At 71.4% G+C, this 26,578-nt stretch carries 23 protein-coding genes and 2 pseudogenes; 18 read left to right on the top strand and 7 right to left on the bottom strand.

The genetic code is table 11. The features are described from left to right. A partial coding sequence (locus StrepF001_RS07570; protein ID WP_129797457.1) for a rhomboid family intramembrane serine protease occupies positions 1-668 on the bottom strand: 668 nt, incomplete at its 3' end. A 166-nt stretch (positions 669-834) separates the two neighbouring features. Here StrepF001_RS07570 and StrepF001_RS07565 point away from each other — a divergent pair. The 5 genes from StrepF001_RS07565 to StrepF001_RS07545 all read left to right on the top strand — a co-directional run bounded on the left by StrepF001_RS07565 (position 835) and on the right by StrepF001_RS07545 (position 6,248). Then, a complete protein-coding gene (locus tag StrepF001_RS07565; protein WP_055541554.1) occupies positions 835-1,074 on the top strand; it encodes a hypothetical protein in 240 nt (79 codons plus the stop codon). Between the two features lie 35 nt (positions 1,075-1,109). Further along, entirely contained in the window at positions 1,110-2,459 is a 1,350-nt protein-coding gene (locus StrepF001_RS07560) for an NYN domain-containing protein (RefSeq protein ID WP_129797456.1), read from the top strand. Between the two features lie 268 nt (positions 2,460-2,727). Continuing rightward, the gene (locus StrepF001_RS07555) at positions 2,728-3,762 is read left to right on the top strand and encodes an NlpC/P60 family protein (RefSeq protein ID WP_129797455.1); all 1,035 of its coding nucleotides are present in this window, start codon (positions 2,728-2,730) and stop codon (positions 3,760-3,762) included. Positions 3,763-4,011: 249 nt separating this feature from the next. Beyond that, entirely contained in the window at positions 4,012-5,025 is a 1,014-nt protein-coding gene (locus StrepF001_RS07550) for an NlpC/P60 family protein (RefSeq protein ID WP_129797454.1), read from the top strand. A 23-nt stretch (positions 5,026-5,048) separates the two neighbouring features. Next, positions 5,049-6,248 (top strand): hypothetical protein, encoded by a 1,200-nt coding sequence (locus StrepF001_RS07545; protein WP_129797453.1) that lies wholly within the window; start codon positions 5,049-5,051, stop codon positions 6,246-6,248. On the opposite strand, the pseudogene StrepF001_RS47325 reads toward StrepF001_RS07545, so the two are convergent. Together StrepF001_RS47325 and StrepF001_RS07535 are read right to left on the bottom strand one after the other, a co-directional pair. After that, positions 6,236-6,340: pseudogene (locus StrepF001_RS47325) on the bottom strand (PadR family transcriptional regulator); the annotation flags it as partial. The gene StrepF001_RS07545 and the pseudogene StrepF001_RS47325 overlap by 13 nt on opposite strands. Before the next feature lie 147 nt (positions 6,341-6,487). Beyond that, a pseudogene (locus StrepF001_RS07535) lies at positions 6,488-7,724 on the bottom strand (glycosyltransferase 87 family protein). A 142-nt stretch (positions 7,725-7,866) separates the two neighbouring features. On the opposite strand from StrepF001_RS07535, the gene StrepF001_RS07530 reads away from it, so the two are divergent. Beyond that, positions 7,867-9,009 carry a glycosyltransferase family 4 protein gene (locus StrepF001_RS07530; protein WP_129797452.1) on the top strand — a complete coding sequence of 381 codons (1,143 nt, stop codon included), beginning with the start codon at positions 7,867-7,869 and terminating at the stop codon, positions 9,007-9,009. Positions 9,010-9,070: 61 nt separating this feature from the next. On the opposite strand, the gene StrepF001_RS07525 is transcribed toward StrepF001_RS07530, so the two are convergent. Continuing rightward, positions 9,071-10,867 (bottom strand): AMP-dependent synthetase/ligase, encoded by a 1,797-nt coding sequence (locus StrepF001_RS07525; protein WP_129797451.1) that lies wholly within the window; start codon positions 10,865-10,867, stop codon positions 9,071-9,073. A gap of 316 nt (positions 10,868-11,183) precedes the next feature. On the opposite strand from StrepF001_RS07525, the gene StrepF001_RS07520 reads away from it, so the two are divergent. From StrepF001_RS07520 to StrepF001_RS07495, 6 genes are all read left to right on the top strand, one after another. Continuing rightward, positions 11,184-11,981: a metallophosphoesterase gene (locus StrepF001_RS07520; protein WP_129797450.1), complete on the top strand. Its 798-nt coding sequence runs from the start codon at positions 11,184-11,186 to the stop codon at positions 11,979-11,981. 122 nt (positions 11,982-12,103) lie between these two features. Beyond that, positions 12,104-12,544, top strand: coding sequence for an SRPBCC family protein (locus tag StrepF001_RS07515; protein ID WP_129797449.1), 441 nt, complete (start codon positions 12,104-12,106; stop codon positions 12,542-12,544). Between the two features lie 179 nt (positions 12,545-12,723). Then, entirely contained in the window at positions 12,724-13,893 is a 1,170-nt protein-coding gene (locus StrepF001_RS07510) for an ArsA family ATPase (RefSeq protein WP_129797448.1), read from the top strand. 57 nt (positions 13,894-13,950) lie between these two features. Next, positions 13,951-14,448, top strand: a complete 498-nt coding sequence (locus StrepF001_RS07505; RefSeq protein ID WP_129797447.1) for a DUF5304 domain-containing protein — start codon at positions 13,951-13,953, stop codon at positions 14,446-14,448. A 114-nt stretch (positions 14,449-14,562) separates the two neighbouring features. Then, entirely contained in the window at positions 14,563-15,516 is a 954-nt protein-coding gene (locus StrepF001_RS07500) for an ROK family glucokinase (RefSeq protein WP_129797446.1), read from the top strand. Positions 15,517-15,589: 73 nt separating this feature from the next. Continuing rightward, entirely contained in the window at positions 15,590-16,342 is a 753-nt protein-coding gene (locus StrepF001_RS07495; RefSeq protein WP_129797445.1) for an endonuclease/exonuclease/phosphatase family protein, read from the top strand. 5 nt (positions 16,343-16,347) lie between these two features. Here StrepF001_RS07495 and StrepF001_RS07490 read toward each other — a convergent pair whose 3' ends face one another. Further along, a complete protein-coding gene (locus StrepF001_RS07490; RefSeq protein WP_129797444.1) occupies positions 16,348-17,004 on the bottom strand; it encodes a hypothetical protein in 657 nt (218 codons plus the stop codon). Continuing rightward, positions 16,997-17,776, bottom strand: coding sequence for an alpha/beta fold hydrolase (locus StrepF001_RS07485; RefSeq protein ID WP_129797443.1), 780 nt, complete (start codon positions 17,774-17,776; stop codon positions 16,997-16,999). Before StrepF001_RS07485 ends, StrepF001_RS07490 begins: the two co-directional genes overlap by 8 nt. Before the next feature lie 160 nt (positions 17,777-17,936). Here StrepF001_RS07485 and StrepF001_RS07480 point away from each other — a divergent pair, with 160 nt between their 5' ends. From StrepF001_RS07480 to StrepF001_RS07460, 5 genes are all read left to right on the top strand, one after another. After that, positions 17,937-18,704, top strand: a complete 768-nt coding sequence (locus StrepF001_RS07480) for a lysophospholipid acyltransferase family protein (RefSeq protein WP_129797442.1) — start codon at positions 17,937-17,939, stop codon at positions 18,702-18,704. Positions 18,705-18,749: 45 nt separating this feature from the next. After that, positions 18,750-19,967 carry a DUF5931 domain-containing protein gene (locus StrepF001_RS07475; protein WP_129797441.1) on the top strand — a complete coding sequence of 406 codons (1,218 nt, stop codon included), beginning with the start codon at positions 18,750-18,752 and terminating at the stop codon, positions 19,965-19,967. Then, positions 19,964-20,647, top strand: a complete 684-nt coding sequence (locus StrepF001_RS07470; RefSeq protein WP_129797440.1) for a response regulator transcription factor — start codon at positions 19,964-19,966, stop codon at positions 20,645-20,647. Before StrepF001_RS07475 ends, StrepF001_RS07470 begins: the two co-directional genes overlap by 4 nt. A 146-nt stretch (positions 20,648-20,793) precedes the next feature. Further along, positions 20,794-21,822, top strand: coding sequence for a 6-phosphofructokinase (locus StrepF001_RS07465; RefSeq protein ID WP_129797439.1), 1,029 nt, complete (start codon positions 20,794-20,796; stop codon positions 21,820-21,822). Between the two features lie 284 nt (positions 21,823-22,106). Next, positions 22,107-23,102, top strand: coding sequence for a 2-hydroxyacid dehydrogenase (locus tag StrepF001_RS07460; RefSeq protein ID WP_129797438.1), 996 nt, complete (start codon positions 22,107-22,109; stop codon positions 23,100-23,102). On the opposite strand, the gene StrepF001_RS07455 is transcribed toward StrepF001_RS07460, so the two are convergent. Continuing rightward, complete coding sequence (locus StrepF001_RS07455; protein ID WP_129797437.1) at positions 23,054-24,961, bottom strand: anthranilate synthase family protein; 1,908 nt, start codon at positions 24,959-24,961, stop codon at positions 23,054-23,056. The two genes, StrepF001_RS07460 and StrepF001_RS07455, sit on opposite strands and share 49 nt — an antisense overlap. 256 nt (positions 24,962-25,217) lie before the next feature. Here StrepF001_RS07455 and StrepF001_RS07445 point away from each other — a divergent pair, with 256 nt between their 5' ends. Then, positions 25,218-26,570 carry a 3-deoxy-7-phosphoheptulonate synthase class II gene (locus tag StrepF001_RS07445; protein ID WP_129797436.1) on the top strand — a complete coding sequence of 451 codons (1,353 nt, stop codon included), beginning with the start codon at positions 25,218-25,220 and terminating at the stop codon, positions 26,568-26,570. Positions 26,571-26,578: the final 8 nt, after the last annotated feature.

Below are 26,578 nucleotides of genomic sequence, written 5' to 3'. Positions count from 1 at the left end.
CGCGCCCACGCGTAGAGGAAGCCCAGCGCGAAGCCCACCAGGTGGGCCAGGTAGGCCACCCCCGGCCCGCCGGTCGCCTGTCCCGCCGCCAGCCACTGCAGGGTCACCCAGAACGGCAGCACCACCCACGCCGGGAAGCGCAGTGGCAGGAAGAGCAGGAAGGGCAGGAGGCTGGTCACCCGGGCGCGGGGGAAAAGGAACAGGAACGCGCCCAGCACCGCCGAGATCGCTCCCGAGGCGCCGACCAGCGACTGCTCGGAGTCGGCGTGGGCGCCCGCGTACCCGAGCAGGGCGAGGTAGCCGCAGCCGACGTAGAAGCAGGCGAACTCGACCCGGCCCATCCGTTCCTCGGTCATCACCCCGAAGACGTAGAGGAAGAGCATGTTGCCGAGCAGATGCAGCCAGCTGCCATGGACGAAGAGGGCCGTGGCCGGGGTCAGGGCTGCCCTCGGGGCACCCTCGAACAGTTCTGCGGGTACGACGCCCCAGTGGCGGAAGTAGGCCTGCTGCGCGGCGAGCAGCGCGTCGCCGGAGCCGTACACCGGAGAGAGGCCCGAGGCGGGGCCGGTCAGGAAGATCAGGCAGCACAGGGCGATCAGTCCGTACGTCACCGGCGCCGCGGGCCGCCGGACCGCCCGGCGGGCCACCGCACTCCACTTGCTGATCATGAACACAGAGCATGGCGTAAGCGGACGCAACAGTGCAGATCGCCTCGCCGCCGGGAACGGACCGGCGGCGAGTATGCGCCAGGCCGTAGGGTTACGAGCCACACGCTCCAGGGAAACTGGCGCATCACGGAAAATAGAAGACCTAGAAGGAAAGAGCACAGCCACGATGACGGTTCCCCTGCCCACCGCCACCACGCGGTGGCGCTGCACGCTCTGCGGCAACCTCACCCGGTTCGATGTGACCCGCTCGTCGAAGGTCGTCGAATACGTCCACCTCGATCTGGCCGGTGAGCCGAAGGTCGAGGAGCGCGAGGTGGTCAGTGAGACCATCGAGTCGGTGCGCTGCCGGTGGTGCAACGCCGTGGATCAGGTGGAACTCGTGGACAGGCCGGGCGCCGGCTCCTGACCGGGAGCGGGCCCCTACGGGCATTGGGGTGACGGATGGTGGAGACCGCAGGCGGGGGGCCGGGCGACGGCGCCGCTGAGGTGCTCGACCGACCGTTGCCCGAAGGGGTGCGCCGGAGGGTCGTGCAGATCGTCTCCGACGGCTTCGGCGGGCTGACCGTCGCCGAGTTGCCCACACAACTGAGGCAGTACGCCCGGTTCGCCCCGAATCGCCGCGCCAAGTTCGCGGGCAACGCCATGGCCGCGGCGCTGGAGACGGACCCGCTGTTCCGGCAGCGCATCGGCGAGAAGCTGAGGGAGGCTCAACCGGAGCTCACGGGCGCCCTCGACTCAGGTGCGCCGCCGCCGGCCGCGGACCCGCTGGACGTGGCCGCCGCGGCCTATGTGCTGCGCCCCACCGGCTGGGTCAAGCTCGTGACCGCCGCCGGCGAGGAGGCCCTGCGGGCGGACGCCGAGCGCGCCGACGACGAGAACCGGGCCGAACTGGAGCGGCTGCGCGCCGAACTCGCCGCCGCCCGTGACCACACCCGCACCGAGACCGAGCGGCTGCGCGCCGAGCTGGAAGCCGCCAAGAAGGAAGCCGAATCGCTTCACCGCAAGCTGCGTGCCGCGCTCAGCGACGTCAAGCGAGGTGAGGCGGCCCTGCGCAAGGTGCAGGGCGAGATCGAGGCCGTACGCGCCGAGGGGCACACCCAGGTGTCCGCCGCCGAGAGCGAGTCGCGGCGGCTCAAGGCGCGGCTGGGGGAGGCCGAGGCCGCCCTGGAGGCCACCCGGAAGGCCGCGCGCGAGGGGCGCAGCGTCGAGGACATGCGGGTGCGGCTGCTGCTCGACACCGTGCTGGACGCGGCGCAGGGGCTCAGGCGGGAGTTGGCGCTGCCGCCGGTGTCCGTACGTCCCGCCGAGACCGTGGACGCGGTCGAACCGGGACGAATGACCCCGAAGGACATCGCCGCGCGGGCCCTGTCCGAGAACGACCCCGCGATCCTCGACCAGCTCCTCGCGCTGCCGCAGGCGCATCTGGTCGTCGACGGCTACAACGTCACCAAGACCGGCTATCCCCAAATGCCTCTGGAGAAACAGCGGTTGAGGCTGCTCGGGCAGCTCTCGCAGCTCGCCGCCCAGTCCGGTGCCGAGGTGACCTGTGTCTTCGACGGGGCCGAGCTGGCCGCGCCGGTGCTGCTGGCGCCGCCGCGTGGGGTGCGGGTGCTGTTCTCCAAACCGGGCGTCACCGCGGACGAATTGATCCGCCAGCTGGTGCGCGCCGAGCCGCCGGGCCGTCCGGTCATCGTCGTCTCGACCGACCGTGAGGTGGCCGACGGGGTGGCACGGGCGGGGGCACGGCCGGTGGCGTCGGTGGTGCTTCTCAAGCGATTTCAACGAGGTTGAGTCCGTTTTCAACGGGTTTGAGTCTGCGCGGCGTACGCCCCATGCGCCACGTAACGCCCTAATCGCAACGCACGGATCGCTTGCCCGAATTGGTCACATCTGTGCACAACGTAGCGTCAAGCGGGCGTCACATCATGTGAGTTGTGAGTAAAGAATGCAGGGTGTGACGGGATTTTTCAGCTGAGGATTTGAACTGATCACAGTCGGGTCATTAGGGTCTGCTCGAACCTCCTACCGGGTGATCACTCACATGAAGGAGCTCGCCCCCGTGGCGTCCCACCGTCGACCCAAGCAGCCGAGTCGCGCACGAGTGACCGTGCTGACCACCGCAGCCGCCGCTGCCGTGGCCCTGAGCTCGCAGGCCGCCAACGCCGCGCCGAGCGAGAAGCCGAGCAAGGACGAGGTCAAGGCCAAGGTCGACAAGCTCTACGAAGAGGCTGAGCAGGCCACCGAGAAGTACAACGGGGCCAAGGAGAAGCAGGAGAAGCTCCAGAAGGAGATCTCCACCATCCAGGACAACGTCGCCCGCGGCCAGGAAGAGGTCAACGAGCTGCGCGACGGCCTCGGTTCGATGGCCACCGCCCAGTACCGTTCCGGCGGCATCGATCCGTCCGTCCAGCTCTTCCTCTCCGCCGACCCGGACGACTACCTCGACAAGGCCTCCACGCTCGACCAGTTGAGCAGCCAGCAGGTCGAGGCGCTCAAGAAGATCCAGGAAAAGCAGCGCGAACTCGCCCAGGAGCGCGCCGAGGCCTCCGACAAGCTCAAGGACCTCGCCTCCACCCGCACCGAACTGGGCAAGAAGAAGAAGGAAGTTCAGGCCAAGCTCGCCGAGGCGCAGAAGCTGCTCAACACGCTGACGGCCGCCGAGAAGGCCGCCCTCGCCGCCGAGGAGGAGCGCGCCAGCCGGTCCTCCGAAGCCCGCGTGGACCTCGGCAACACCGGCGCCGCCTCCGGCCGGGCCATGGCCGCCTTCCAGGCCGCCCAGAGCAAGATCGGCTCGCCCTACGTCTACGGCGCCTCCGGCCCGTCCTCCTTCGACTGCTCGGGCCTGACCTCATGGGCCTTCGCCCAGGCCGGCGTCGCCATACCGCGCATCTCGCAGGACCAGGCCAACGCCGGTACGCGTATCTACAGCCAGTCCGACCTCAAGGTCGGTGACCTGGTCATCTTCTACGGCGACCTGCACCACGTCGGCTTCTACGCGGGCAACGGCCAGGTGCTGCACGCCCCGCGCACCGGCACGGTCGTGCGCTACGAGTCGATCAACAACATGCCGTACCAGTTCGGCGTCCGGATCTGATCCACGGGCCGCGACCCTTCAAGATCAGCACGGCGTGCCGCCCGAACGGGCGAATTACGGCAACCGCGACTGACCCCACGCCCCGCCGGTGACCTGCGTCAGCGGCGGGGCGTCACGTTGTGTGGCCGCGGATCTCTTTGGCCGGCACCCCGCGACGGGGCTACTGTCTGCCGCGTTTCCCCACCGCCGGGCTCCCGTCCCGGCACCGGGGGATTTTCCTGTCCGCCAGTGGAAGGAGCGCGGCTACCCGTGGGGTCCCATCGCCGCCTTGCACCGTCCGGGTTCGACCGGGGCGCCTGCGTGGCGCTGTCCGTCCTGTCGGCCACCGCGGCCGCCCTCGGCACCCTCCCGGCGCAGGCCGCGCCGCACGACGACACCCGCGCCGAGGTGGACCGCCTCTACACGGAGGCCGAGAAGGCCACCGAGGCCTACAACAAGGCCGACGAGCGCACCGACGCACTGCGCGGGCAGGTGAGCCGGGCGCAGGACCGGGTCGCCCGGCAGCAGGAGCGCATCAACACCCTGCGGGACGCGCTGGGTTCGCTGGCCGGCGCGCAGTACCGCTCGGGCGGCATCGACCCCTCCCTCGCGCTGCTGCTCTCCGATGACCCGGACGAATACCTCGACAAGGCGTCCGTCCTGAACCGGATCACCGCCCACCAGGCCGGGCAGTTGAAGGACCTTCAGGAGGCCATGCGCGAACTCGGCCAGGAGCGCGCGGAAGCGGCCGAGAAGCTCGGCGAACTGGAGAAGAGCCGCAAGGCCGTCGCTTCCCACAAACGCACCGTCGAGAAGAAGCTCGCCAAGGCCCGCCGGCTCCTCAACGCCCTCCCGGACGACGAACGCGCCGCCTACGACCGGGCCTCCCGTTCCGGCCGCTCCGGCATGCCCGGTTTCGGCAGCGCCGTCCCCGCCTCCGGCCGTGCGGGCGCCGCGGCCGCGGCCGCCATGTCCGCGCTCGGCAGGCCGTACGTGTGGGGCGCGAACGGTCCCAGCGGCTTCGACTGTTCCGGCCTCATGCAGTGGTCGTACGCGCAGGCCGGGGTCGCTCTGCCGCGTACCTCGCAGGCCCAGCGGGCGGCGGGCCGGCAGGTACCGCTCTCCGAGGCCCGGCCCGGCGACCTGGTCACCTACCGCTCCGACGCCAGCCATGTCGCGATGTACATGGGCAACGGCCAGGTGATCCACGCCCCCTACCCCGGCGCGCCCGTGCGCTACGACCCGGTCGGGATGATGCCGGTCTCGGCGGTCACCAGGCCCTAGCACCTCCCCGTACGATCGGGAGGATGGCTGGTCGAGGGCGTGCGTCGGGATCCGGAGTCGTGGCGCTCTGTCTGCTGCTCGTCTCCCTGCTCGGCTCGCTGGTCGCCTGCGGCGGCCGGCCCGCCGCCGACCGAGCCGAGGCCGAAGTGCAGCGGCTGCTCGACCGGCGGGCGGCCGCGCTCCTCGACCGCGACGAGAGCGCCTACCGGCGGACCGGTACGGCGGTGGGCTTCACCAACCTGCGCGCGGTGCCGCTCGCCGACTGGTCGTACGAGGTCACCGCCGTGCACCGCACCGGCGACACGGCCACCGCCGACGCCGAACTGCGCTACCGCCTCGCCGGCCACGACAAGGCGCCGGTCATCGCCGGCCGCACCCTGGGCCTCGACCGTGCCGCCGACGGGCGGTGGACCGTGGTCTCCGACCGGCCCGCCCGCACATCCGGCCAGCAGCTGTGGGACCAGGGCCCGGTGACGGTGGTACGGGGCGAGCACAGCCTCGTGCTGGGCGTCGGCCGGTCCCGCGCGGCGCTGCACGTCTTCGCCGAGCTGGGGGACCGCGCGGTGCCCGCCGTGGCGGACGCCTGGGGCACCGCCTGGAGCCGGCAGGTCGTGCTGCTCGTGCCCAGGTCGCTGGAGGGGATGGCGGGGCTGCTCGGCTCGCCCGCCTCCTCCTACCGCGGGATCGCCGCCGTGACGACCGGCGAGACGGGGGCGGAACAGGCGCCCGCCGACCGGATCATCGTCAACCCCGACGCGTACGGGGTTCTCGGCGACGTCGGCAAGCAGGTCGTCCTCACCCACGAGGCGACCCATGTCGCCACCCGCGCCCATACCAACGCTGCGACCCCCCTGTGGCTGTCCGAGGGATACGCCGACTGGGTCGGCTACCGCGACAGCGGGCGCCCCCCGGCCCAGGCCGCGCCGGAACTCGCCCACGCCGTGGCCTCGGGTGACGTCCCGGCCGCGCTGCCGACCGACGCCGACTTCGGCTTCACCGGCGCTTCCACCTCGCTGGCCCGGGCGTACGAGGGCGGCTGGATGGCCTGCCGGATGATCGCGGACCGGTGGGGTGAGGCGCGACTGGGCGAGTTCTACCGGGCGGTCGGCGCGCACGAGAAGCGGGCGGGGGCGGTCGAGGGTGCGATGAAGGACGTGCTCGGGACGACGCCGGAGGAGTTCACGGTGCAGTGGCGGCAGTATCTGCGGGATCAGTTCGGCTGAGGCGGGTCCAGCCGGGCGACGGCCTCTTCCAGCCACGCCCGCTCCGCCTCGCCCGTGGCCCGGGCCACCCGCACCATGCCCTGGCGGAACAGGCCGGGTGACGGTGGTCGGCACGGACTCCAGCCGGTGCCGGCGTACGGGCTGTCCGGACCCGGGCTGCCGGGCGTGGGCCTGGCGTCGGTGCTCGCGAGGGGAGTTCAGCGCGCGGCGGTCCTGGTGCTCCTCCGGCGGGCACGGTGTCAGGAGGAGACCGGGGTCTCCTCGGTGCGGGCCGGGTGACGGGGGAACGGGGCTTTCGTGGGGGCCGGGCACCGTCGAGCGCCACAGGGTGCGGGCCGCGGTGAGGGTGGCGAGGACCAGGAGGCCGTTGCGGAGGAACAGGAGGGTGATGCCGAGGGTGTCGCTCGCGACGACGTGCGAGAACCAGAGCGGGAACTCCAGCACCGTCACGAAGGACGCCGCCAGGACAAGGCCGGCCGGCCGCCGCATCCCGCTGCGGGGAAAGCACAGGCACACCGCCGCGAGACCGACCAGCCACACCATGTACTGCGGGCTGATCACCCGGCTCGTGGTCGTGAACATCAGCACCGCCACGAACGCCGCATCCGCGAGCGTGTGCGACAGGAACCGCGAGGCCATCAGCCGCCACAGCAGCAGCCAGCCGAACGCCATCCCGGTGAGCGCCAGCGCGGCGGAGCTCACGATGTCGACGTACGGGCCGAGGAACTCCACCGAGCCGTAGTTGAGCAGCACCCGCCCGTCCCAGCCGTAGTGCCGCGCCACATGGAAGACGAGGGCGCCCAGCGACTCCACCTCGGTGCCCCGGTCGCGCTGGAAGGTCAGGAAGGCGAACGCGCCGGGCATGGCGAGCGCGAACAGCGCCGCGAGCGCCCCGGCCGTCACTGTCGCCGCGGCCCACGCCCGGCGCCGCACGGCACCGATCAGCAGCAGTACCGGCCACACCTTCAGCATCGCCCCGAACCCGGCCAGCGCCCCCATCAGCCGGGGATGCCGCTGGCCCGCGAGGAGCGCGGCCACCGCGACGGCGGTGACCATCACGTCGTAGCGCGCGTACACGGTCGGCCCGAGCAGCGGTACGCCCACCACCCACACCCAGGCGCCGCGCACCGACCGGCCCGGCCGCAGGCCCGCGTACAGCAACAGGGCGAGGACGACGAGGTCGGCAAGGCAGGCGAGGACGAAGAAGGCCTGCGCGTAGTCGAGGAAGAACAGCAGCGCCGGGGAGAGGACCGGCAGCGCGGCGGCGGGCGGGTACTGCCAGGTGACGTCGTCCAGCGGGAACGTTCCGGTGCGCAGCACCTCGTACCAGCCCTGGTAGATCACAAAGACGTCGCTGGTGACGTCCGGGCCGGGAAAGACGAGGACCTTGAAGACGAACAGGAGCAGTGCCAGGCGGGTCAGTCCCCAGACCACCAGCAGCCCTGCCAGGGACCGCGTGCCCTGCGTCCTGTCCACCGAAGCCCCTGTTCGTGGTCCGTGTCCGCCTTCGGGGCGCTGCCCCTCGTGTGCGGGGCCATGATCTCCCGGCCGCCTGTGCGAGAGCCGTGCAGCGCGGCCGTACCGAGCTGCGAGTGTACGTTGGGTAAGGTCGGCGTCGATGCGCAAGACCCTGATCGTGACGAATGACTTCCCGCCCCGGCCGGGCGGTATTCAGGCATTTCTGCACAACATGGCACTCCGGCTCGACCCCGAGCGGTTCGTCGTCTACGCCTCCACCTGGAAGCGCGGCCGGGAGGGCCTCGAGGCGACGGCCGCCTTCGACGCCGAGCAGCCCTTCACCGTCGTGCGCGACCGGACGACCATGCTGCTGCCGACGCCCGCCGCGACCCGCCAGGCCGTCGCGCTGCTGCGGGCGCACGGATGTACGTCGGTGTGGTTCGGGGCGGCGGCGCCGCTCGGGCTGATGGCACCGGCGCTGCGCAGGGCAGGTGCCGAGCGGCTGGTGGCCACCACCCACGGGCACGAGGCCGGCTGGGCTCAACTGCCCGCCGCGCGGCACCTGCTGCGCCGGATCGGCGAGTCCACGGACACCATCACCTACCTCGGCGAGTACACCCGGTCACGGATCGCCACCGCGCTGACCCCGGACGCCACCGCCCGCATGGTGCAACTGCCGCCCGGGGTCGACGAGAGGACCTTCCATCCGGACTCCGGCGGCGACCGGGTGCGCGCCCGGCTCGGACTCACCGACCGGCCGGTGGTCGTGTGCGTCTCCCGGCTCGTGCCGCGCAAGGGCCAGGACACGCTCATCCTCGCCATGCCGCGGATCCTGGCCAAGGAGCCCGACGCGGTCCTGCTGATCGTCGGCGGCGGGCCGTACGAGAAGGAGCTGCGCAAACTCGCGCGGGAGACCCGGGTCGAGGAGTCGGTCGTCTTCACCGGCGCGGTGCCCTGGTCGGAGCTGCCCGCCCACTACGGCGCCGGCGACGTCTTCGCCATGCCGTGCCGCACCCGGCGCGGCGGGCTCGACGTCGAGGGCCTCGGCATCGTCTACCTGGAGGCGTCCGCGACCGGCCTGCCCGTCGTCGCCGGGGACTCCGGCGGCGCGCCCGACGCGGTGCTCGACGGGGAGACCGGCTGGGTCGTACGGGGCGGCTCCGCCGAGGACGCCGCCGACCGGATCGTCACCCTCCTCGGGGACTCCGAACTGCGCCGCCGGATGGGGGAGCGGGGCCGGAGCTGGGTCGAGGAGAAGTGGCGCTGGGATCTGCTCGCGGAGCGGCTGAAGGAGCTGTTGTAGCAGCGATGGCGCGGGTCCCGTTGCCGGGGCCCGCGCCATGACGCTGCGTCACATGCCTTGTCTACTTCTGGTAGATGGCCTCGATCTCGGACGCGAAGTCCTTCGCCACCACGTTCCGCTTCAGCTTCAGCGACGGCGTGAGGTAGCCCGACTCCTCGGTGAACTGCGAGGGGAGAATGCGGAACTTGCGTACCGACTCCGCCTTCGACACGGCGGCGTTGCCGTCGTCGACCGCGGTCTGGATCGCGGCCAGCAGGTCGGGGTCGTCCTTCAGCGAGGCCGCGGTGGATCCGGCCGGCTTGCCGTGCTCGGCCGTCCAACGGCCCAGGAACTCCTCGTCGATGGTGATCAGCGCGCCCACGAACGGCCGCGCGTCGCCGACCACCATGCACTCCGCCACGAGGGCGTGCGCGCGGATCCGGTCCTCGATCACGGCCGGGGCGACGTTCTTGCCGCCGGCGGTGACGATGATCTCCTTCTTGCGTCCGGTGATCCTGAGGTAGCCGTCCTCGTCGAGGGTGCCGATGTCGCCGGTGTGGAACCAGCCGTCGGCCAGGGCCTCCTCGGTCGCGCCCGGGTTGTTCCAGTACTCCTTGAACAGGTGCTCACCGTGCAGCAGCACCTCCCCGTCGTCCGCGATCCGCACCACCGAACCCGGCAGCGGCTGACCGACCGTGCCGATCTTCTGCCGGTCCCAGGGGTTGAAGGCGGTGGCGGCACAGGACTCGGTCAGGCCGTAGCCCTCCAGGACCGTGAAGCCGATGCCGCGGAAGAAGTGCCCGAGCCGCTCGCCCAGCGGGGCGCCGCCGGAGATGGCGTACTCCCCGCGACCGCCGAGCACCGCGCGCAGCTTGCTGTAGACGAGCTTGTCGAAGGCCTTGTACTTGATCTTCAGACCGAGCGACGGGCCGGACGGGGTGTCCAGCGCCTTGCTGTACGCGATCGCCGTGTCCGCCGCCTTGTCGAAGATCTTGCCCTTGCCGTCCGCCTGCGCCTTGGCACGGGCCGAGTTGTAGACCTTCTCGAAGACGCGCGGCACGCCCAGGATCAGCGTCGGCCGGAACGCGGCCAGTTCGTCCGTGAGGTTCTTGATGTCCGGGACGCAGCCCAGCTTGATCGGCGCCATCATCGGCGCGACCTGGACCAGCCGGCCGAAGACATGCGCCAGCGGCAGGAACAGCAGCACGCTGCACTCGCCGGTACGGAACAGCGGGCGCAGCCGCTCGACGATGTTGCCGCACTCGGCGAAGAAGCTGCGGTGGGTGAGCACGCAGCCCTTGGGGCGGCCGGTGGTGCCGGAGGTGTAGACGATCGTCGCCGGGTCGTCGGCCTTCGCCAGCGAGCTGCGCTCCTCGACCGTGTCGTCGCTCAGGCCCCTGCCCAGGCGGCCCAGCTCCTCGACACCGCCGGCCTCGATCTGCCAGACGTGCTTGAGGGCGGGCAGCCGGTCGCGCACCGACTCGACGGCGGCCGCGTGCCCGTCCAGCTCCACGATGCAGGCCGTCGCACCCGAGTCGCCGAGGATCCAGGCCACCTGCTCCGGCGAACTGGTCTCGTACACCGGCACGGTGACCGCGCCCGCGCTCCAGATCGCGAAGTCGAGGAGCGTCCACTCGTAACGCGTCCGGGACATCAGGCCGACCCGGTCGCCCGGCTGGACGCCGGCGGCGATGAGCCCCTTGGCGGCAGCTCGTACCTCGGTGAGGAAGGCGGTGGCCGTCACGTCCTGCCAGCTGCCGCCGACCTTGCGGGCGATCACGGCGACGTCGGGATGCTGCGCGGCGTTTCTGCGGACGATGTCGGTCAGATTGCCGTCCGAGGGGACCTCGTACAAAGCCGGAAGGCTGAACTCGCGCAAGACTGCTGCTCCTCATAGGGCGCCGGCGCCACGACGTTGTGTGATGCGACGGTCCGGTCCAAGGCTCGGGCAGGTGCTCAGGGATCCATCATGAGTCGTAGGGGCCCACTTGTTGAAAACCTGAGCACGACTGGACTGCCCGGACGTTACCCGCCGGTATGGCGTCTACGACAGGGGGGCCCGGCGAGATGTTCGCTGCGTCACACTGATTGGTGTTCCTGCACGCACAGTAGTCCACGGTTTTCCCCACTGGCGAGTAATCGCAGGTCCGGCCGCCACTGTTCACGTATGTCCCACACGCCTACCCTTGATCGCCATGGCACCCACACCAGCCGGTAACCGCAGGACGCGCATCCACGTGGTCAGCGATGTGCACGGCAACGCGCGTGACCTGGCACGGGCCGGCGACGGTGCGGACGCGCTCGTCTGCCTCGGGGACCTGGTCCTCTTCCTCGACTACGCCGACCACTCGCGCGGCATCTTCCCCGACCTGTTCGGCGTCGAGAACGCGGACCGCATCGTCGCCCTGCGCACCGCCCGCCGCTACGAGGAGGCCCGCGAGTTCGGTGCCCGGCTGTGGGCCGGGGCCGGGGAGGACCGGGCGGCGGTGATCGAACAGGCGGTGCGCAAGCAGTACGCCGAACTGTTCGCCGCGTTCCCCACGCCGACGTATGCCACCTACGGCAATGTCGACATGCCGCCACTGTGGCGGGAGTACGCCGGTCCCGGTACGACCGTGCTCGACGGGGAGCGGGTGGAGATCGGGGGCTGGGTCTTCGGCTTCGTCGGCGGCGGGCTGCGCACACCGATGCGGACGCCGTACGAGATCAGCGACGAGGAGTACGCGGCGAAGATCGAGGCGCTGGGCGAGGTCGACGTGTTGTGCACGCACATCCCGCCGGAGGTGCCGGAGCTGGTCTACGACACGGTGGCGCGGCGCTTCGAGCGGGGCAGCCGGGCGTTGCTCGACGCCATCCGCCGCACCCGGCCCCGCTATTCACTCTTCGGCCATGTGCACCAGCCGCTCGTCCGGCGGATGCGGATCGGGGCGACCGAGTGCGTGAACGTGGGGCACTTCGCCGGGACGGGGCGGCCGTGGGCGCTGGAATGGTGAGTCCGCCTCCGGTATGCCCAGGTAGGGGTGACGTCGGGCCGGTCGGCGCGCGGTAGCCTTCACGCTGCACACACGTGCGCACGACCACCTCTTGCCGGACCGCATCTGGAGGAGCCACGGCGATGGCGGAACACACCAGCTCGAGCATCGAGATCGAGGCGTCCCCGGCCGACGTCATGGCGGTGATCGCCGACTTCGCCCGCTACCCGGACTGGACCGGTGAGGTGAAGGAGGCCGCGGTCCTCGAGACCGACGCCCAGGGACGCGCCGAGCAGGTCCGCCTCGTCATGGACGCCGGCGCGATCAAGGACGACCAGGTGCTGGCGTACACCTGGACCGGCGACCACGAGGTCTCCTGGACGCTGGTGAAGTCCCAGATGCTGCGGTCGCTGGACGGCTCGTACCTCCTGAAGCCGGCGGGCACGGGCGGCACTGAGGTGACCTACCAGCTCACCGTCGACGTCAAGATCCCCATGCTGGGCATGATCAAGCGCAAGGCCGAGAAGGTCATCATCGACCGAGCATTGGCGGGCCTGAAGAAGCGCGTGGAGTCGGGGGAGTAGCGTCAAGCCGCGGACAGTCGTGCCGCGTAGTCCGCGGGCAGTTGTGCCGCAGGGCGGCACGGGTGGGCGCGGGCGGCACCCCGCAAGCGCCGGGCTGCGCACCCCCGGCCCATGCCCACCCGCACCGCCGGGCACACAGGAACCAAGTCCACGCCCAACCCCCGGTACCGTTCAGCCCCATGCGCACCATCCTGATCACCGGCCCAGGCGGCACCGGCCGTACCACCGTCGCCGCAGCCACCGCGCTCGCCGCCGCCCGCCAGGGCACCCGCACCCTCCTCCTGGGCACCGACCGCACCGACACCCTCGGCGCGGCCCTGGGCGCGGCGACCGGCCCGGCCCCGGTCGAGATCGCCCCGCACCTCGCCGCCTGGCGCCCCGACCCGGCCGCCGGCTTCCGGGACGACCTCGCCGCCCTCCAGGACCGCGCCTCCGCCGCCCTCGACCTCCTCGGCGCCTCCCGCCTCGACCCGGAGGAGCTCACCCCCCTGCCCGGCGCCGAGGAGATCGCCGTACTCCGCGCCCTGCGCGACGCCGCCCTCGCCGAGCGCCACGACCTCCTCGTGGTGGACCTGCCGCCCCTCCCCCACGCCCTCGACCTGCTCGCCCTCCCGGAGGAGCTCCGCCGCTATCTGCGCCGTCTGCTTCCGCCCGAACGCCAGGCGGCCCGCGCCCTGCGTCCCGTCCTCGGCCGGCTCGCCGGCGTCCCCATGCCCGCGGAGTGGCTGTACGAGACGGCCGCCCGCTGGGACGTCGAACTCGCCGCCGTGGAGGCGGTCCTCGCGGACCGGGACACGACCGTACGGCTGATCGCCGAACCCTCCCCGGCCGGCGCCGACGCCGTCCACACCGCCGCCCTCGGCCTCGCCCTGCGTGGCCTGCGCCCGGACCGGCTGATCGCCAACCGGGTGTTCCCGGAAGAGGGCGGGGACGGCTGGCTCGCCGGTCCGCTCGCCCAGCAGCGCAAGGTCATCGACGACTGGCAGACCTCGTACGACGTCCGCACCGTCGCTCACCTGGGCCGCGACCCGCGCGGCCCCGACGACCTGCTGGCGCTCGCCGTGCCGGAGGCCGGGCCGGCCGACGCCAGGGTCGACCGGCCCGTCGTCGACCGGCTCGCCCCGGACGGCGTGCTCGTCTGGCACATCCCGCTGCCCGGAGCCGTACGCGAGGACCTCGACCTCGTCCGGCGCGGCGACGAACTCGTCGTCACCGCCGGACAGTTCCGCCGAGTCCTCCCCCTGCCGTCCGCCCTGCGCCGCTGCACCGTCGACGGCGCGGCCCTGCGCGACGACGAGCTGCGCATCCGCTTCGCACCGGACCCCGGGCTGTGGCCCGCGGCACGGTGAAGCGGCTACCGCCGTTCGGGTAACGTCGTAGGGACAAGCCGTAGTCAGGAGTCCGCCATGAGCGAAGAGCGCCCCCCGTCCGACGCCGCTCAGGAGCAGGCGGCCGACGAGGTGCCGTCGGTCACCGACGACGACGCCTGGGCGACCGCGTGTGCCGAGGACCTCGCAGCGGAGAAGGCCCGCATCCGTGCCCAGTACGGCCCGCCCGCGGGCTCGGCCGCCGAGGAGCTGCGCCGGCTCGTCGACACCGTCGCGGACAAGCTGTCCGGTCTGCAGTCCCCGCTGCTCGGGGCGGTCGCCGGGCCCGCCGCCCAGCAGATGCTGCAGCAGGTCGTCCAGCAGGCGAAGGCCGCCGTCGAGCCCGTCATCGAACGCAACCCGGATGTCTTCGAGCACCTGGCAGCGGCCGGCAACGAGCTGCTCGCCGCCTACCGCTCCGCGGTCGAGGCACAGGAGCGCCGCTGGACCGGCCGCATGGACGAGCTGGACGAGCCCGACGACCGCGACGACCGGGGCGAGGGCACCGGCCCCGGCCAACGCATCGACTTGGACTGACGGCCACTGACCCGGTCGTCACCGGCCCCGCCCTCCGGGCGGACGGCGGGCACCCGACGACAGGGCCTCGGGTACGGTTGGCCATAGCGGGGCTCGACCGAAACTGAGGGATTCATGGGACTCACCATCGGCGTCGACATCGGCGGCACGAAGATCGCGGCCGGCGTGGTCGACGAGGAAGGCAACATCCTCTCGACCTTCAAGGTGCCGACCCCCACCACGCCCGAGGCCATCGTGGATGCCATCGCCTCGGCGGTGGAGGGCGCACGCGCGGGGCACGAGATCGTCGGCGTGGGCATCGGTGCCGCCGGGTACGTCAACCGCCAGCGCTCGACGGTCTACTTCGCCCCCAACATCGACTGGCGCCAGGAGCCGCTGAAGGAGAAGGTCGAGGCGCGCGTCGACCTGCCCGTCGTCGTGGAGAACGACGCCAACGCCGCAGCCTGGGGCGAGTACAAGTTCGGCGCGGGCAAGGGCCACCGCAACGTCATCTGCATCACGCTCGGCACCGGCCTCGGCGGCGGCATCATCATCGGCAACAAGCTGCGCCGCGGGCACTACGGCGTGGCCGCCGAGTTCGGTCACATCCGGATGGTGCCGGACGGCCTGCTGTGCGGCTGCGGCTCGCAGGGCTGCTGGGAGCAGTATGCCTCCGGGCGCGCGCTCGTCCGGTACGCCAAGCAGCGCGCCAACGCCACCCCCGAGAACGCCGAGGTGCTGCTCTCCCTCGGTGACGGCACCCCCGAGGGCATCGAGGGCAAGCACATCTCCATGGCCGCCCGCCAGGGCGACCCGGTCGCCGTCGACTCCTACCGCGAGCTCGCCCGCTGGGCCGGCGCCGGCCTCGCCGACCTGGCCTCCCTCTTCGACCCGTCCGCCTTCATCGTCGGCGGCGGCCTGTCGGAGGAGGGCGAGCTGGTCCTCGACCCCATCCGCAAGTCGTACAAGCGCTGGCTGGTCGGCGGCAACTGGCGCCCGGTCGCCGATGTGATCGCCGCCCAGCTCGGCAACAAGGCCGGCCTGGTCGGCGCCGCGGACCTGGCCCGCGAGCCCGACCCGATCATGTGACGCCGCAGTCCGGTACGACCGTGCCCGCCGAGCCCCGCCCGGGGACGGCGGGCCCCGTCGTATCTTGATCGCCATGACGACGAGTCCGCTGCCCAACTCCGGTACCGGAGCCGACGGTTCGGCCGTGATCCGGGTGCTCAGCTACAACATCCGCTCCATGCGCGACGACACCGACGCGCTCGCCCGGGTGATCAGTGCCTGCGAGCCCGACCTCGTCCTCGTTCAGGAGGCCCCGCGGTTCTTCCGCTGGCGCAAGAAGCTGGCCCGGCTCGCGGCCGCGTCGGGACAGGTGATCCTCTCGGGCGGCGCCCCCGCGGCGGGGCCCGCCCTGCTGTGCTCCCTGCGCGCCACGGTCGAGCGCACCGAGGACGTCCTGCTGCCGCTCACCCCCGGCCTGCACCGGCGAGGTTTCGCGACCGCGGTGGTCCGCTTCGGCGGCGCCCGCATCGGTGTCCTGAGCTGCCATCTCTCGCTGCAGAAGGACGAGCGGTCCGCGCAGGGCGGCATGCTCCTGGACCGGCTCGCCGGGCTGGGTGCCGAGCACGCCATCGCCGGCGGCGACCTCAACGAACGCCCCGGCGGGCCCACCTTCCGACGCCTGGCCGACAGCCTCCAGGACTGCTGGGCCGTCGCGCCCTGGGGCAGCGAGTACACCTCGACACCGACCGACCCCCATCAGCGCATCGACGCGATCTTCGCGACCGAGGGCATCGAGGTCCTGGGCTGTGGTGTTCCGTGGGGATACCGGGGTGTGACGGAGCGGGACTTGAGGGCGGCCACGGATCACCTTCCGGTCCTGGCCGCCCTCAGAATTCCACCGGCGTAAGCGGGTCAGACCACCGCGCCCCGACCCGGATCGTCGTCGTCCTCGTCGTCCGTGCGCATCCGCATCACCAGCGTCGCGAAGCCGCCCAGGAAGCCGCCGATGCCGAGTGTGGTCAGCCACCACGTCATGTCCCAGCCGAGCAGCACCGCCAGCAGAAACAGCACGGGGCCGCCGATCACACCCAGCCACGCGAACTTGGCGGTGGCGTCGGCGGAGGGCAGCGGCGGCGGCTCCGGCGGCACGAAGTGGCCCTCGTCGTCCTCACCGAGGTCGTCGTCGGACGGCTCCTGCAGGCTGTAGTCGCGCGGACCGCCGCTCACGCCGGGGGCGAAGCTGACGGAGCTGCCGAGCGGCTTGGGCGTCTCCTGCTTGGGCTCCGGCTCATTCTGGGCCGTGTCGCCCTTGCTGCCCTTGCTGTCGTTGGTCTCGGGCTCCAGCAGCGCCAGGTCCTCGACCGACTTGAACGGCTTGGCGCCCGGCGGGTCCGGCGGCTCGTCCCCGTATCCGGCGACGATCGCCGCCCAGGCGGCCTCCTCGTCGAACGGCACGTTCTGCTCGCCGGACTCGCGATGCTCCCGGTCCGGCCGGCCGGTGCGGTCCTCCCGCTCCTGCCGCTCGTCGCGCTCCTCGCGGTCCTCGCGGTCGGAGTCGTGCTCAGCCACCTGCCGCCGTCCCTTCCTTGCCGACACTGGGTGCGAGCCGGCCGATGAACGCGAGACTCTCCTCGAAGATCCGGTCCGCATCGTGGTCCAACGTCGCCACGTGGTAGCTCTGTTCCAGCAGCAGCTCCGTCACGTCCGTCGACGAGACCCGGCTGAGGATGCGCGCCGAGTCGGCCGGCGGCACCACATGGTCCTGCGGGCTGTGCAGAAGCAGCAGCGGCTGGGTGACCTGCGGCAACTCGCCGTCGACCAGGCGGAAGAAGATCCGCAGGGAGTGCGCCGCGTGCAGTGGCACCCGGTCGTAGCCGATCTCCTCCACGCCCGGCTTGGCTATGTCGCTGGTGATGCCCTTCGTCGTCCGGACGAGATGCCGGGCCACCGGAAGGGCGTACGCCGACAGGCCGTGCACCTTGTTCCCCGGGTTGACGACCACGACGCCGCTGACCGCGTCCCCGTGCCTGGCGGCGAGCCGCAAGGCCAGGGCGCCGCCCATGGACAGACCGAACACGAACACCTGCGCGCAGCGCTCGCGCAGGGCACGCAGCTCGCGGTCCACCTCGGCGTACCAGTCCTGCCAGCCCGTGAGCTGCATGTCCTCCCAGCGTGTGCCGTGCCCGGGAAGCAGCGGCAGGGCGACGGTCAGACCGTGCCCGGCGAGATACTCCGCCCAGGGGCGCAGTGACTGGGGTGAACCGGTGAAGCCGTGGCAGAGCAGGACGCCGACCTCCCCGCCGTCATGGCGGTACGGCTCGGCTCCAGGAAGGACCGGCACCTTCGGTCTCCTGTTCATGAGAGGGGCGAGAACGAGTCCAGGTGTGCATCACCGTACGCGACCGCACTGACACCGACCAGGGCCGTCGGCCTCTTCGCCCGGCCGCCGGGTTAAGGTCTGATTTACAGACACAGGAGGCACTCGGTTGTTGTACGGCGCGATGAAGGTTTCCGTCGGGGGTCCGCTGAAGCTCGTCTTCCGGCCCTGGGTGGAGGGCCTGGAGAACGTACCCGCCGAGGGCCCCGCGATCCTTGCGAGCAATCACCTCTCCTTCTCCGACTCGTTCTTCCTGCCCGCGGTCCTCGACCGCAAGGTCACCTTCATCGCGAAGGCCGAGTACTTCACGACCCCCGGCATCAAGGGCCGGCTGACCGCCGCCATCTTCAAGGGCCTCGGCCAGCTGCCGGTGGACCGCTCCGGGGCCCGCGGCGCGGGCGAGGCGGCGATCAGGAGCGGGATCGAGGTCATCGAGCGCGGTGAGCTGTTCGGCATCTATCCGGAGGGCACCCGCTCGCCGGACGGTCGCCTCTACCGCGGCAAGCCCGGCGGCCTCGCGCGCGTGGCGCTGGCCACCGGCGCGCCCGTCATCCCGGTCGCGATGATCGACACGGAGAAGATCCAGCCGCCCGGGAAGGTCATGCCGAAGCTGATGCGGCCGGGCATCCGCATCGGCAAGCCGCTGGACTTCCGCCGCTACCAGGGCATGGAGCACGACCGATTCGTGCTCCGCGCGGTGACCGACGAGGTCATGTACGAAATCATGAAGCTCTCCGGCCAGGAGTACGTCGACATGTACGCGACCGCCGCCAAGCGGCAGATCGCGGAGGCGGCCAAGGCGGAGAAGGAAGCGGCCAAGGCGGCCAAGGCCGCGCTCGCGCAGGCCGAGAAGGAACAGGCGCAGAAGGAAAAGGATCAGGCCGACCAGTAGGAACAGGCCTTCCAGCAGGGACGGGCCGAGCCGGGGTGGGGGGACATGGCCAGGCGTGAGCGCGTCATGAGGATGTCGGTCGAGCAGCCGCTGTGGCGTGCGCTCATGGGCTACCGCGTCCTGACGATGGTGTACGCGATCGGGCTCTTCATCAGCGCGTACGACGAGGTCGCCCGCCCTCGGGTGGCCATCGCCTACTTCGCGGTACTGGCCGTCTGGACCCTGGCCACCCTGCCCAGGGTCGCGAGCGCCGCGAGCTGCACCAAGCCCTTCCTCACCGTCGACCTCGCCATTGCCCTGACCGGCATCCTGCTCACCCGGGTCGCCGAGACCCCCGAGCGGATCGACGCCAGTGCGCCGACCCTGCCGTCGATCTGGACCGCGGGTGCCGTGCTGGCGTTCGCGATCAAGGGGGGCTGGCGCTGGGCGGCCTTCGCCTCCACGCTGGTCGCCGCCGCCAACCTGGTCCACCGGTCCGGCGTACCGACCCGCGACACCGTCCACATGGTGCTGCTCGTCTGGATCGCCTCCATCGCCATCGGCTACGTCGTGGAGGTCGCCCGCGCCTCCGAGCGCACCCTCGCCCGCGCCCTGGAGATCGAGGCCGCGACCCGCGAGCGGGAACGGCTCGCCCGGGACATCCATGACAGCGTCCTCCAGGTGCTGGCGATGGTGCAGCGGCGCGGAGCGGTGATCGGCGGTGAGGCGGCCGAGCTGGGCCGGCTGGCCGGCGAGCAGGAGGTGGCGCTGCGCACCCTGGTCTCCGGCGGGCTGGTGCCCGTCCCCCGGGTGTCGGAGGACACCGCCGAGGGGGCGGTCGTACGCACCGTCGAGGAGCCGGAGGACGACGGCCCGGTCGATGTGCGCGCGCTGCTCGTCCCGTACGCCGGCGCCCGGACCAGCCTCGCCGAGCCCGGTGCGCCTGTGCTGCTGCCGCCGAATGCCGCGCGGGAGCTGGCCGCGGCCGTCGCGGCCGCCCTGGACAACGTCCGCAAGCACGCCGGGGAGGGCGCCCGGGCCTGGATCCTCGTCGAGGACGAACCCGACTCGGTGATCGTGACCGTACGCGACGACGGCCCGGGCATTCCCGAGGGCCGGCTCGCCCAGGCCGAGGGTGAGGGGCGGCTCGGGGTGGCCCTGTCGATCCGCGGCCGGCTGCGCGACCTGGGCGGCACGGCCGAACTGGTCTCAACCCCTGGACAGGGCACGGAAGTCGAGCTGAAGGTACCGAAGGACACGACGATGGCGCGGGGGCGGCGATGAGTGAGCACCAGGGCACGATCAAGGTGATGGTGGTCGACGACCACCCCATGTGGCGCGATGCCGTCGCCCGCGACCTGACCGAGTCCGGCTTCGAGGTGGTCGCCACCGCGGGCGACGGCGAACAGGCGGTCCGGCGCGCCAAGGCCGCCGCACCCGACGTTCTCGTCCTCGACCTCAATCTGCCCGCCAAGCCCGGCGTCCAGGTCTGCAAGGAGCTGGTGGCCCACAACCCCGCCCTGCGGGTCCTGGTCCTGTCCGCGAGCGGCGAGCACGCCGACGTACTGGAGGCCGTGAAGTCCGGTGCCACCGGCTATCTGCTGAAGTCGGCCTCCACCGAAGAACTGCTGGACGCGGTGCGCCGCACGGCGGTCGGCGACCCGGTCTTCACACCGGGCCTCGCCGGCCTGGTCCTCGGCGAGTACCGCCGCCTCGCCTCCGACCCGGCACCCGGCGCGGGACCGGACACCGACGAGCCCAGGGCGCCGCGGCTGACCGAACGCGAGACCGAGGTGCTGCGGCTGGTCGCCAAGGGCCTGAGCTACAAGCAGATCGCGGAACGACTGGTGATCTCCCACCGCACGGTGCAGAACCACGTCCAGAACACCCTCGGCAAGCTCCAGTTGCACAACCGGGTGGAGCTGGTGCGGTACGCGATAGAGCGCGGACTCGACGAGGAGTGAGCCGCCTGGGCTCCGAGGAGTGAGCCACGTGGCCCCAACCGCTGGGCCATTCCCCGGAATTGCCCGCACGGACCATGCCGTAGTGACCTGCATCACCATTAGCGTGCTCGCAGGGCATACGACCACCGCGGCGAAGGGACAATTCCATGCGGGTCGGAGTACTGACCGGAGGCGGCGACTGCCCCGGGCTCAACGCCGTCATCCGGGCCATCGTCCGTAAGGGCGTGCAGGAGTACGGCTATGACTTCGTCGGCTTCCGGGACGGCTGGCGCGGTCCGCTCGACGGTGACCTCATGCGCCTCGGCATCCCGGCCGTGCGCGGCATCCTGCCCCGCGGCGGCACCATCCTCGGCTCCTCGCGCACCAATCCGTTCCAGCACGAGGGCGGTATCGCACGGATCAAGGAGAACCTCGCCAAGCAGGAGGTCGACGCGCTCATCACGATCGGCGGCGAGGACACCCTGGGCGTCGCCGCGCGGCTGTCCGACGAGTACGGCGTGCCCTGCGTCGGGGTCCCGAAGACGATCGACAACGACCTGTCCGCCACGGACTACACCTTCGGCTTCGACACGGCGGTCGGCATCGCGACCGAGGCCATCGACCGGCTGCACACCACTGCCGAGTCCCATATGCGCGTCCTGGTCGTCGAGGTGATGGGCCGTCACACCGGCTGGATAGCGATCCACTCGGGACTGGCCGGCGGCGCCAACGTCATCCTCATCCCCGAACAGCGCTTCGACGTCGACCAGGTGTGCGCCTGGGTGACCTCCCGCTTCAAGGCGTCGTACGCGCCCATCGTGGTCGTCGCGGAAGGGGCCGTGCCGAAGGACGGCGACATGGTGCTCAAGGACGAGTCCCTCGACTCCTTCGGGCATGTGCGACTGTCCGGCGTCGGCGAGTGGCTGGCCAAGGAGATCGAGAAACGGACCGGTAAGGAGGCCCGCACCACGGTCCTCGGGCACGTCCAGCGCGGCGGCACCCCCAGCGCCTTCGACCGCTGGCTCGCCACCCGCTTCGGACTGCACGCCATCGACTGCGTCCGCGACGGCGACTTCGGCACGATGGTCGCCCTGCGCGGCACGGACATCGTCCGTGTCCCGATCGCCGAGGCCACGGCCCGGCTGAAGACGGTCGACCTGAAGCTCTACGAGGAGGTCGGGGTGTTCTTCGGCTGACACCTCGTCAACTCGCCACTGTCCGGCCCGTCGTGCGCGACGGCACGGCCCTGCCCGCCCGGATCCGCCCAGGCACGTGCGCTCACCGCGCTGGTCCGGGCGGCGGCCGGGCGGGCCGGGGTACGGATGCGGGGTCGCCCGAGCACGCTGTGGTCGTCCTCGCCGCCGCTCAGGCGGCCCCCTCTCGGCGCCGGTGAGCGAACCGACCCCCGAGCACGCCCACCCACAGCCCCGTATATTCGCCTCGTACGGCAACAATTCCGGTGAATCCCCGGAGGGCACCCGTGGAGATCCTGGCCTTCGGCGTACAGGCCGACGAAAAGCCCCTGATCGAGCAGGCCTTCCAGGCCCACCACGAGGTCCGCTGCCTGGACGTCTTCCTCAACGAGGACACCGTCCCCATCGCTGCCGGCCACGAGGTGATCTCCACCAGCGTCAACGCCGATCTCGGCCCGCGCGTCCTGGAGGCCCTCGCCGCCGCCGGAACCCGCATGATCGCCCAGCGTTCCACCGGCTTCAACAACATCGACCTCACCGTCGCCGAACGCCTCGGCATGACGGTCGCCCGTGTCTCGTACTACTCCCCGTACGCGGTCGCCGAGTTCGCCTGGACCCTCGCCATGGCGGTCAACCGCCGTATCGTCCGCGCCTCCACCCGCACCCGCGACTTCGACTTCCGTCTCGACGGCCTGATGGGCCGCGACATGCACGGCCGCACCGCGGGCGTCCTCGGCACCGGCAAGATCGGCGAGGCGTTCGCCCGGATCGCGCACGGCTTCGGCATGCGGCTGCTCGGCTGGGACATCGCCGAGAACCCCACGTGCATGCAGCTCGGCATGCGGTACGTCCCCAAGGAACAACTGCTCGCCGAGTCCGACCTGGTCACCCTGCACGTCCCCCTCATGCCGGAAACCCAGCACCTCATCGACGCGGACGCCCTGAAGACGATGAAGAACGACGTGATCCTGGTGAATTCCAGCCGCGGCGGCCTCATCGACACCGCTGCCCTCGTACGTGAACTGCGCGCAGGCCGCTTCACGGGGGTCGGCCTCGACGTGTACGAGGCGGAGGCGGGCCTGTTCTTCCTCGACAAGTCCCTGGAGGCCATCGAGGACGACACCCTGGCCCGCCTCGTCACCTTCCCGAACGTCCTGGTCACCTCACACCAGGCGTACTACACGCAGGAGGCGGTCGGCCAGATCGTCGAGACGACGGTGCGCAACGTCCTCGACTACACGGCGGGCCGCCGCTCCGAGAACGTGCTGGTGCCGCGCAGCTGACCGACCAGCTGCTCCACGACCGCGGCGCCGTTCAGCGTCAGCACCGACTCCGGGTGGAACTGCACCCCGGCGACGGCATTCATCGGCGCGCCTCCGGCACGACGTGGCCCGCGCAGCGCGTGCACCTCGCCGGTCGCGCTCCGGCTGAGCTCGATGCCGTGCGCGGCCAGCTCCCCGGCCGCCTCGTCGTCGCAGCGCGCCACGAAGCTGTTGTAGAAGCCGACGGTCTCGGCCCGCCCGAACAGGTCGATCGTCGTCTGCGCCCCCTGGTACGGCACGTCCTTCCGTACGATCTCCAGGCCCAGCTCGGCCGCGATCAGCTCGTGCCCGAGGCACACACCGAGCACACCGTGCCGGTGTTCCCGGATCACCTCGGCGGTGAGGTCCCGGAGAAACCGCATCTTGGGATCGGTCAGGTCGGACGGGTCACCGGGCCCGGGGCCGAGCACGAGCGGCCCTCCGTGCGCGAGCACGGCATCCCGCAGCCCCGGCTCGTCGTACCTCCGCACGGTGACCGTGAGCCCCGACGACCGCAGCACATGCGCGAGCATGGCCGTGAAGGTGTCCTCGCCGTCGACGACCAGCGCGTGGCCCGCCAGGGCGTCCGACCTCTTCTGCATCCGCAGCCAGAAGGGCGCGAGCGCGGCCCGCCGCCCGTCCAGCGCCGCCCGCACCCGAGGGTCGTCGGCCAGCCGGGGCCGCGCCCGCTCCTCGCGCGGCCTGGACGGCCGTACCCCCAGAGCCGCCAGCACGCCCGCCGCCTTCGCGTGCGTCTCCGCGACCTCGCCCGCCGGGTCCGAGCCCCGTACCAGCGTCGCGCCGACCGGCACCCGCAGCCGCCCGTCCGTGTCGATGTCGGCGGTGCGGATGAGGATGGGGGAGTCGAGGGTCTGGGCACCCCCGGCGTCGCGCCCGGTCAGCGCCAGCGCACCGGCGTAGTAACCCCGCCCGCCGGTCTCGTGCCGCTCGATGACCCGGCAGGCGTTCTGCACGGGTGAGCCGGTCACGGTCGCCGCGAACATGGTCTCCTTCAGCACCTCCCGCACATCCAGCGACGACCGCCCGCGCAGCTCGTACTCGGTGTGCGCGAGGTGCGCCATCTCCTTCAGCCGCGGCCCGACGACGACCCCGCCCATGTCGCCGACGGTGCACATCATCTTCAGCTCCTCGTCGACGACCATCGACAGCTCCTCGGTCTCCTTGCCGTCGGCGAGGAAGCCGAGCAGGTGCTCGGGCGTCGGCCCTTCGGCGGGATAGCGGTACGTCCCGCTGATCGGGTTCATCACGACCGTGCCGCCGGACATCCGTACGTGCACCTCCGGGCTGGCGCCGACCAGCGTCCGGTCCCCGGTGTGCACGACGAACGTCCAGTACGCGCCCCGCTCGCCCTCGAGGAGCCGCCGGAAGAGAGCGAGGGCATCGGCCCTGCCGAACCCCGGGATCCGGCCCCCGTACGTCCGCCGGATCACGAAGTTCGCGCCCTCCCCCCGCCCGATCTCCTCCCGCAGCACCCGCCCGACGATCTCCGCGTACTCCTCGTCGCCGACGTCGAACCCGCCGCCCTCGACCCGCACCTCGTGCGCGGGGAGCCGGGTCAGGGCCTCGGCGAGCGGGATCTCGTACGTCTCCTCCGGCATCAGCGCCACCAGCGGTGTGCCGTCGTCACGGACGTCGAAGCCACGCTCGCGGATCTGACGGAAGGGCACCAGGGCCAGGCCCTCGTCGGGGAGGTCGGCGAGCCGGTCGTACGTCCTGACCGGGCCGAGCAGCAGCTCCACCACATCGTGGTCGTGGCCGGGAGCGCGGCGGCGGAGCAGGGCGAAGGGGCGGGGATCGTCGAGCAGTTCGAGCAGGTTCACGGGAGCTCCTTCTGTGAGGGTCTCTGAGAGAGGAGCGGCCCGGTCGCGAAAACACCGAAGGCCGCCCCTCGGGCGGCCTTCGCGAAGTCTTGGGTACGCGCAGTCAGTGGGCCGCCGGAGAAGCGGTCCACCACCAGGTCTGGTGCGAGTGCGCGAACATGAGTCGCACCCTACCCCATGTCCGCAGACCGTAACTGGTGTCTCATTTGCTGGGCACCGGGCCGGAAGCCGGACATCACCCCGTAATGTTGACGTCGTGACCGTGAACGCTAAGACCAGCGCGAGCGCTGGCAACACCTGGCGAAACCTGCCCGCGGCGCAGCAGCCCGAGTACCCCGACGCCGAGGCTCTGCGCGCAGTGATCGCGGACCTCGAGTCGTATCCGCCGCTCGTCTTCGCGGGCGAGTGCGACCAGCTGCGCGCCCGGATGGCGGCCGTCGCCAAGGGAGAGGCGTTCCTCCTCCAGGGCGGCGACTGCGCCGAAGCCTTCGACGCGGTGTCCGCGGACCAGATCCGCAACAAGCTCAAGACCCTGCTCCAGATGGGCGCGGTGCTGACGTACGCCGCGTCCGTGCCCGTCGTGAAGGTGGGCCGGATCGCCGGCCAGTACTCCAAGCCGCGCTCCAAGCCGACCGAGACCCGTGACGGCGTGACGCTGCCGTCCTACCGCGGCGACTCCGTCAACGGCTTCGACTTCACGGAGGCGGCCCGCGTCCCGGACCCCGAGCGCCTGAAGCGGATGTACCACGCGTCCGCCTCCACGCTCAACCTGGTGCGCGCCTTCACCACCGGCGGCTACGCCGACCTGCGCCAGGTGCACGCCTGGAACCAGGACTTCGTGAAGTCGTCCCCGTCCGGGCAGCGCTACGAGCAGCTGGCGCGCGAGATCGACCAGGCGCTGAACTTCATGCACGCCTGCGGGGCCGACCCGGAGGAGTTCAAGACCGTCGAGTTCTACTCCTCGCACGAGGCGCTGCTGCTCGACTACGAGTCCGCGCTGACCAGGGTCGATTCACGTACGGGGCAGCTGTACGACGTCTCCGGGCACATGGTGTGGATCGGTGAGCGCACCCGCCAGCTGGACGGCGCGCACATCGAGTTCGCGTCGAAGATCCGCAACCCGATCGGCGTCAAGCTCGGCCCGACGACGACGGCGGAGGAGGCACTGCAGTACATCGACCGCCTCGACCCCGAGCGGGAGCCCGGCCGGCTGACCTTCATCGTCCGCATGGGCGCCGACAAGGTCCGCGACAGGCTGCCCGAGCTGGTCGAGAAGGTCACCGCGTCCGGCGCGACCGTGGCCTGGGTGACCGACCCGATGCACGGCAACACCTTCGAGGCGGCCTCCGGTCACAAGACCCGCCGCTTCGACGACGTGCTCGACGAGGTCAAGGGCTTCTTCGAGGTCCACAAGGCGCTGGGCACCCACCCGGGCGGCATCCACGTGGAGCTGACCGGCGACGACGTCACCGAGTGCGTGGGCGGCGGCGACGAGATCTTCGTCGACGATCTGCACCAGCGCTACGAGACGGCCTGCGACCCGCGGCTGAACCGCAGCCAGTCGCTGGACCTGGCGTTCCTCGTCGCGGAGATGTACCGGGACCAGTAGCGGTCGAC

It is taken from the genome of Streptomyces sp. F001, from assembly GCF_004187715.1.
GTDB classification, from domain to species: domain Bacteria; phylum Actinomycetota; class Actinomycetes; order Streptomycetales; family Streptomycetaceae; genus Streptomyces; species Streptomyces flavusporus.
Note: the sequence above shows the minus strand (reverse complement) of the source record. Positions and strands in the feature narration are given on the sequence as shown.

Bases quoted from the DNA above. Each gene is read 5' to 3' on its own strand.
- StrepF001_RS07565 (WP_055541554.1), top strand. From the start codon at position 835: ATGACGGTTCCCCTGCCCACCGCCACCACGCGGTGGCGCTGCACGCTC.
- StrepF001_RS07560 (WP_129797456.1), top strand. From the start codon at position 1,110: ATGGTGGAGACCGCAGGCGGGGGGCCGGGCGACGGCGCCGCTGAGGTG.
- StrepF001_RS07545 (WP_129797453.1), top strand. From the start codon at position 5,049: ATGGCTGGTCGAGGGCGTGCGTCGGGATCCGGAGTCGTGGCGCTCTGT.
- StrepF001_RS07530 (WP_129797452.1), top strand. From the start codon at position 7,867: ATGCGCAAGACCCTGATCGTGACGAATGACTTCCCGCCCCGGCCGGGC.
- StrepF001_RS07520 (WP_129797450.1), top strand. From the start codon at position 11,184: ATGGCACCCACACCAGCCGGTAACCGCAGGACGCGCATCCACGTGGTC.
- StrepF001_RS07515 (WP_129797449.1), top strand. From the start codon at position 12,104: ATGGCGGAACACACCAGCTCGAGCATCGAGATCGAGGCGTCCCCGGCC.
- StrepF001_RS07510 (WP_129797448.1), top strand. From the start codon at position 12,724: ATGCGCACCATCCTGATCACCGGCCCAGGCGGCACCGGCCGTACCACC.
- StrepF001_RS07505 (WP_129797447.1), top strand. From the start codon at position 13,951: ATGAGCGAAGAGCGCCCCCCGTCCGACGCCGCTCAGGAGCAGGCGGCC.
- StrepF001_RS07500 (WP_129797446.1), top strand. From the start codon at position 14,563: ATGGGACTCACCATCGGCGTCGACATCGGCGGCACGAAGATCGCGGCC.
- StrepF001_RS07495 (WP_129797445.1), top strand. From the start codon at position 15,590: ATGACGACGAGTCCGCTGCCCAACTCCGGTACCGGAGCCGACGGTTCG.
- StrepF001_RS07480 (WP_129797442.1), top strand. From the start codon at position 17,937: ATGAAGGTTTCCGTCGGGGGTCCGCTGAAGCTCGTCTTCCGGCCCTGG.
- StrepF001_RS07475 (WP_129797441.1), top strand. From the start codon at position 18,750: ATGGCCAGGCGTGAGCGCGTCATGAGGATGTCGGTCGAGCAGCCGCTG.
- StrepF001_RS07470 (WP_129797440.1), top strand. From the start codon at position 19,964: ATGAGTGAGCACCAGGGCACGATCAAGGTGATGGTGGTCGACGACCAC.
- StrepF001_RS07465 (WP_129797439.1), top strand. From the start codon at position 20,794: ATGCGGGTCGGAGTACTGACCGGAGGCGGCGACTGCCCCGGGCTCAAC.